8 protein-coding genes and 1 pseudogene are annotated in these 4,410 nt (G+C 64.7%); 8 read left to right on the top strand and 1 reads right to left on the bottom strand.

All coding sequences use genetic code 11. From position 1 onward, the window contains the following. Positions 1 to 110: pseudogene (locus ACGVWT_RS19085) on the top strand (IS5/IS1182 family transposase); the annotation flags it as partial. A gap of 218 nt (positions 111 to 328) precedes the next feature. On the opposite strand, the gene ACGVWT_RS19080 reads toward ACGVWT_RS19085, so the two are convergent. Then, on the bottom strand, positions 329 to 601 hold the full coding sequence (locus tag ACGVWT_RS19080; protein WP_394427802.1) for a helix-turn-helix domain-containing protein: 273 nt from the start codon (positions 599 to 601) through the stop codon (positions 329 to 331). A gap of 73 nt (positions 602 to 674) precedes the next feature. Here ACGVWT_RS19080 and ACGVWT_RS19075 point away from each other — a divergent pair, with 73 nt between their 5' ends. From ACGVWT_RS19075 to ACGVWT_RS19045, 7 genes are all read left to right on the top strand, one after another. Beyond that, complete coding sequence (locus ACGVWT_RS19075) at positions 675 to 1,253, top strand: hypothetical protein (RefSeq protein ID WP_273691623.1); 579 nt, start codon at positions 675 to 677, stop codon at positions 1,251 to 1,253. After that, positions 1,250 to 1,510 carry a hypothetical protein gene (locus ACGVWT_RS19070; protein ID WP_241889898.1) on the top strand — a complete coding sequence of 87 codons (261 nt, stop codon included), beginning with the start codon at positions 1,250 to 1,252 and terminating at the stop codon, positions 1,508 to 1,510. The genes ACGVWT_RS19075 and ACGVWT_RS19070 overlap by 4 nt, the downstream gene beginning before the upstream one ends. 323 nt (positions 1,511 to 1,833) lie before the next feature. Then, positions 1,834 to 2,670, top strand: a complete 837-nt coding sequence (locus ACGVWT_RS19065) for a hypothetical protein (RefSeq protein ID WP_394427799.1) — start codon at positions 1,834 to 1,836, stop codon at positions 2,668 to 2,670. A 53-nt stretch (positions 2,671 to 2,723) separates the two neighbouring features. Continuing rightward, positions 2,724 to 3,119: a hypothetical protein gene (locus ACGVWT_RS19060; RefSeq protein ID WP_017980692.1), complete on the top strand. Its 396-nt coding sequence runs from the start codon at positions 2,724 to 2,726 to the stop codon at positions 3,117 to 3,119. After that, positions 3,116 to 3,451: a hypothetical protein gene (locus tag ACGVWT_RS19055; RefSeq protein ID WP_017980691.1), complete on the top strand. Its 336-nt coding sequence runs from the start codon at positions 3,116 to 3,118 to the stop codon at positions 3,449 to 3,451. Before ACGVWT_RS19060 ends, ACGVWT_RS19055 begins: the two co-directional genes overlap by 4 nt. Continuing rightward, positions 3,448 to 3,690 carry a hypothetical protein gene (locus ACGVWT_RS19050; protein WP_139143974.1) on the top strand — a complete coding sequence of 81 codons (243 nt, stop codon included), beginning with the start codon at positions 3,448 to 3,450 and terminating at the stop codon, positions 3,688 to 3,690. The genes ACGVWT_RS19055 and ACGVWT_RS19050 overlap by 4 nt, the downstream gene beginning before the upstream one ends. Next, positions 3,687 to 4,070: a hypothetical protein gene (locus ACGVWT_RS19045; protein WP_066486878.1), complete on the top strand. Its 384-nt coding sequence runs from the start codon at positions 3,687 to 3,689 to the stop codon at positions 4,068 to 4,070. Before ACGVWT_RS19050 ends, ACGVWT_RS19045 begins: the two co-directional genes overlap by 4 nt. Positions 4,071 to 4,410 lie beyond the last annotated feature (340 nt).

Below are 4,410 nucleotides of genomic sequence, written 5' to 3'. Positions count from 1 at the left end.
TCTTCAACAAGCTCAAGCGCTTCCGCCGCATCGCCTTGCGCTGCGAGAAGACCATCTCCGCCTTCATGGGCTTCGTTCACCTCGCATGCGCCATGATCTGGCTGCGCTAAATGCAGACGCGGCCTAGCGTCGCATTGCGTCCACAGTGCCGTGCGCTAGCGTAAATCGTCAGGACCGGGCAGCGACTTGCTCGATCGATCCAGGCCCCAGTCAGTGCAGTAACGCGGTGACGAAGGACGGATGGGGTAATGTCGGCGTCTGCGACGAACCATGTCCATGCCTCGCTCCTCGTCGATCGCACCGGCACGACCTACCAAGCGGATGCCCGCTATTCAGTTGGTCGCTCGTCAACCCTCTTACCAACTGAAATCTCGAGAGCTTGCTTCAACAACATGACCGGATCGACCCCGATAGCCAATGCCACGGCAACATACTCGTCAACGCCAAGCAGGCGCTCGCCGGTTTCGTACCGCGACACGTAGGCCTGTTGCCAACTTAGCCGCCCAGCGAGATCGACCTGCCGCAGCTTGGCATCACGGCGTGCCTTTGTGAGCAGGTGCACGATGAGACAATGCAGGTCAGACGAAGCAGGAGAACGCATACCAGGCATCTACCATTTGCCTAGTATACGTAAAGCGTATATCACGCGTCTAGCTTTTTGCGAGCGCGATCCGATGGAAGACGACCGAATTGCTGAGAAGTGTGCATCGGCGGACAGGGAAGCTTCCATACCGGTGCTGGATCGCTTCGTCGCTCGCCTGGAGGTCAGCCGGACCTACCCGTGTCCGGTGGTCAGCATCCTAACCTTCTGGGCCGGGCTGATCGCGCTCACCGTCGTCGACAAGGTGACCGGAACGACGCCTGTGGTAGCGAGCCGCCTCTATGCGGTTGCATGGGCGCTGGTAGTAGGCCTGGAACTCGGCCGCGATGTTTGGGTCCAACGTCACCGCTACGCGTCACCTCGCTGGCTACAAGCTTTAGATGCGGCCGTGGGCCACGAGGTGACCGTCCATGCGCTGGCCGCGCTGATCAGGCAGCATGAGCACGAGTTGGATTACGTGGTCACCCGCTCCGATCTGAGATTCGAGGTTCAGGCAGAGCGAGCTCGACGAAGGGAAGCTGCACGGCGAGCGGAAGGATTTCGCCTTGTCGAAGCACCGGTGATCGACGCCGCTCAGGTCGCGCGCGACGAGAAACGACGCCGTCGTGCTCGTGAGCGGCGTGCCGCCAGGCAGGGCAGGGCGCCTGCGTGACCGGCTCTAAGCCGGAAACGGTTGGAGATCTGGTCGGCATTACGATCTCCGGCGGGATCGCGCACTTTCCCGGCCGGGCTGGCGAGCGAGTTCGCCACTTCGCCGATCTCGACCCGACACTGGTCGCCGAGCTGCTCACCGCGGCCGAGGCGGTGACTTCTTCACCCGCCCGGTTCCGAATGGGACTGCGCCTGTCCGCCCTGACGCGCGCACGTACAGCATACGTCTCGTGCATGCCGACCACTCACGGGTGCTGACCGTCCCGGAGCCGTTCGAAGCACCGGAGCTGGCGCAGCTGATCCGAACCGTGCGCCGCTGCCTATCGGACAGGGCGAGACACCACGCTTCGCATTTGCTCGGCGCTCCCGACGTGATAGCGTCCGTTCGCCGCCCGGTCAGTCCCGGCGGTGAGGCGTAGCAACCTCAAGACATAGCAGCCGGTCAGCAATTAGGTGTTGGCCGGGTGGCCGTCACGCATGTCCAGGGCTCCGCCTAAAGGTGGCGGCGCCTTGTGCTATGCAGGGTTGCTAACACCCGGCTCACGGGCCGGAGAACGCCTCCAGACGACGGGGAGGCGGTCATGGCAGGGCAGGGTACGTTTCGAGCCGTAGCGGCGCTCACAGCGGCTCTGGCGGGCGTTCCGGCCATGGCGCAGCAATCACTCGGTGTCGCTGACTTTCCCACCACCATCGGCGGCGATACCGACGTGAAGACCAGCGGGTCGCTTCGGACCCGCCCGTCGCCGCAGGTCTTCCCGCTGCTCGACGACGCTGACGAGATCATCGGCTACTCCTTCTTCTCCGAGAAGATTACCACCAACGGCTCGGCGACAGCCGAGCGCGCCCGCGATGCCTTCGCTCAGGAGTGTAGCGCCAAGGGCGGTCGGCTCGAGCCGGAGGAGGGGGACGCAGCACGCACCTTCCGCGATCGCGCGCTCGGCCGCAGGCTGCCGCCCCGGGGCGAGTTCAAGCACTTCTGGTCCGGCATGTCGGCCGTGTGCTCGCGTGGACCGGACCAGGTCCTCGGAGGCTTCGTCGCGATCACATTCGACACGACCGAGGTGGCGACGAAAGGCGACCTGGGCAGCCGGCTAATGAGCCGCGTGTCGATGGTCCCGACCCGCACCGCCGTCTATGCCTGCCGCCCCGACCAGATCCGCTCTGCGGCATGGTTCCAACGCACCCAGGACAGCTACGTCGCCGACCGAGAGGCCGAGCAGAACCGGCACGAAGCCTTCCGACGCGACCTCGCGATCGGAACCGTCACCAACTGCGGCACGGTAGTCCAGATCCGCGGTCCCATGGTCGAGATCGCGGTGCCCCCGACCACGCTAACGCCCAACGGCCAATCCACCTTCTGGTCCCGGCGTGATGCGCTGGCGCCGACCTTCTCGACGCCGTGCACCTACGGACTCTGAGGAGCCGATCTGCCCGATTTGCATAAACTGGAAACCCTGAACGGAGACGCGCCATGACCATCGACCTGAGCGACTTCAAACTAACGCCTTTGCCCTCCCGTGAGACCCCGCCCTATGCGTCGGCCGACCCTTCGACGGACCTGCGGTTGCTCCTCGCCGGCACCGACTGGAGCGAGCCAGGACACGGCGGCTACCCGACCCGCACCGAGGCGGGAGATTGGATGATCCGGGTCATGTTGGACCTGCCTTACCCCATGCTTGCCAGCCTTGAAGCGCAGGCCGGCTCGCATGACGTCGGCGAGCTGATCCGGGCCGCTCTCGTGACCGCTGGACATGGCTCGCGGACGGAAATTGTAGGTATCAGGTCCGACCGCTACGCGACCCGCGACGAGCAGCGTGAGCGGCTCGGGATCCCCTCAGGAATAAGCGGCACGCGAGAGGGCGAATGACCGATCGATCCGGGCACGAACGGCTACGCTACCAGGCGGTTCTGAAGCCGCTCGAATGGGAGCAGCGGATGCGCGTCGACTACCGTGATGACGTACTTCGGATCGTGGCTGTCCTGGCTGCCGACGGCATCGCCATCAGTGAGGATGTCGCGTTCATGGCGTGGCACCGGTTCTCGGAAGAGGACCGCTGCGCCGGCTGGTACGGCCCCGGCACCGACGACCAGATCCGACGCAACCTGATGCCGCATCTCGAGCTCAGACCGATTGCGGAACAGGATGGCTCTGGCAATGTCCATCGGCCCGTCGTTAACCCGGATCACGCCCGCCGATGAGCGACGTCGAACACCACGATGTCAGGACGGCATTGGCGCTGATGCGCCTGGCATTGGCGTTGCTCGACCGGGCTGGATGCACCCTTGTTGCAGCTCGCCTTCAGCATGCGTTCGAGAGGGTTTGGAACGATCCGGGGGCCGCCGCAATGCCGCGCCATCCTGCCGCTCCGAGCGGTGCTGAACACGACCGGCACAAGCATCAGCGCCCGACCGACAACGGGGAGGGAACCGACCCATGACGGACGTCATCACGCTTGGGATTTCGGGATGGTTCACCCCGCATGGAACCCTCTACCATGAGGAGGGTCGCACGCTCGATGAGATCGCTCCGGAGGACTGGTCCAACCTCCTCGCCCATGCCGACGCGATCGACTTCTTCACGCGACCCGATCCGGCCTGGCCGGCACTGGAAGCCCGCATCTTCCATCTGACGATCACCGACGGCGAGCGGTCGCGCGAGCTGGCGGTAAACGACCCGTTCGAGGCGCCGGAACTGGCCTTCCTCATACGGCTGACGCGCCGTGCCATGCGGGACCGGCTGGTGCTGACGCCTGAAACGCTGAGCGAGGAGGCGCTCGAAGCCTTACGGGCAAGCCTGCGTCAGGCGGGGCAAGACTGAGTCGGCTGGCCGGCTCATGCGCCGGCCCGTGTGCTCCGCCGGAATCCGGGGATGCGCCCGAAAGAACCACATCATCTACGGCGGCCAGCTTACTGAGCAGTAAGGGTAGGGGCACACCCGATGCACCCTGACGGGGTGCGAAAAAGGGCAGATTCGCGTCGTTTGAGCGGCATGGTCCGACGCAGATGCTGTGCTCGGACCGTCTGGTCCATGGGTCGTGTCCGTCAACGTGGTGTAATTTCAGGTGTGCCACCGGGCCGCATCGTTCAGGCGGCCTTGGGTGTAATCTGTAGGGGCGGTACCTCCTCGATCTGTGGTGTGGCGAGAGCGGTCATGCCTT

The sequence above is a fragment of the Sphingomonas sp. S6 genome (genome assembly GCF_043498045.1).
Classification (GTDB): domain Bacteria; phylum Pseudomonadota; class Alphaproteobacteria; order Sphingomonadales; family Sphingomonadaceae; genus Sphingomonas.
Note: the sequence above shows the minus strand (reverse complement) of the source record. Positions and strands in the feature narration are given on the sequence as shown.

Bases quoted from the DNA above. Each gene is read 5' to 3' on its own strand.
- ACGVWT_RS19080 (WP_394427802.1), bottom strand. From the start codon at position 601: ATGCGTTCTCCTGCTTCGTCTGACCTGCATTGTCTCATCGTGCACCTG.
- ACGVWT_RS19075 (WP_273691623.1), top strand. From the start codon at position 675: ATGGAAGACGACCGAATTGCTGAGAAGTGTGCATCGGCGGACAGGGAA.
- ACGVWT_RS19065 (WP_394427799.1), top strand. From the start codon at position 1,834: ATGGCAGGGCAGGGTACGTTTCGAGCCGTAGCGGCGCTCACAGCGGCT.
- ACGVWT_RS19060 (WP_017980692.1), top strand. From the start codon at position 2,724: ATGACCATCGACCTGAGCGACTTCAAACTAACGCCTTTGCCCTCCCGT.
- ACGVWT_RS19055 (WP_017980691.1), top strand. From the start codon at position 3,116: ATGACCGATCGATCCGGGCACGAACGGCTACGCTACCAGGCGGTTCTG.
- ACGVWT_RS19050 (WP_139143974.1), top strand. From the start codon at position 3,448: ATGAGCGACGTCGAACACCACGATGTCAGGACGGCATTGGCGCTGATG.
- ACGVWT_RS19045 (WP_066486878.1), top strand. From the start codon at position 3,687: ATGACGGACGTCATCACGCTTGGGATTTCGGGATGGTTCACCCCGCAT.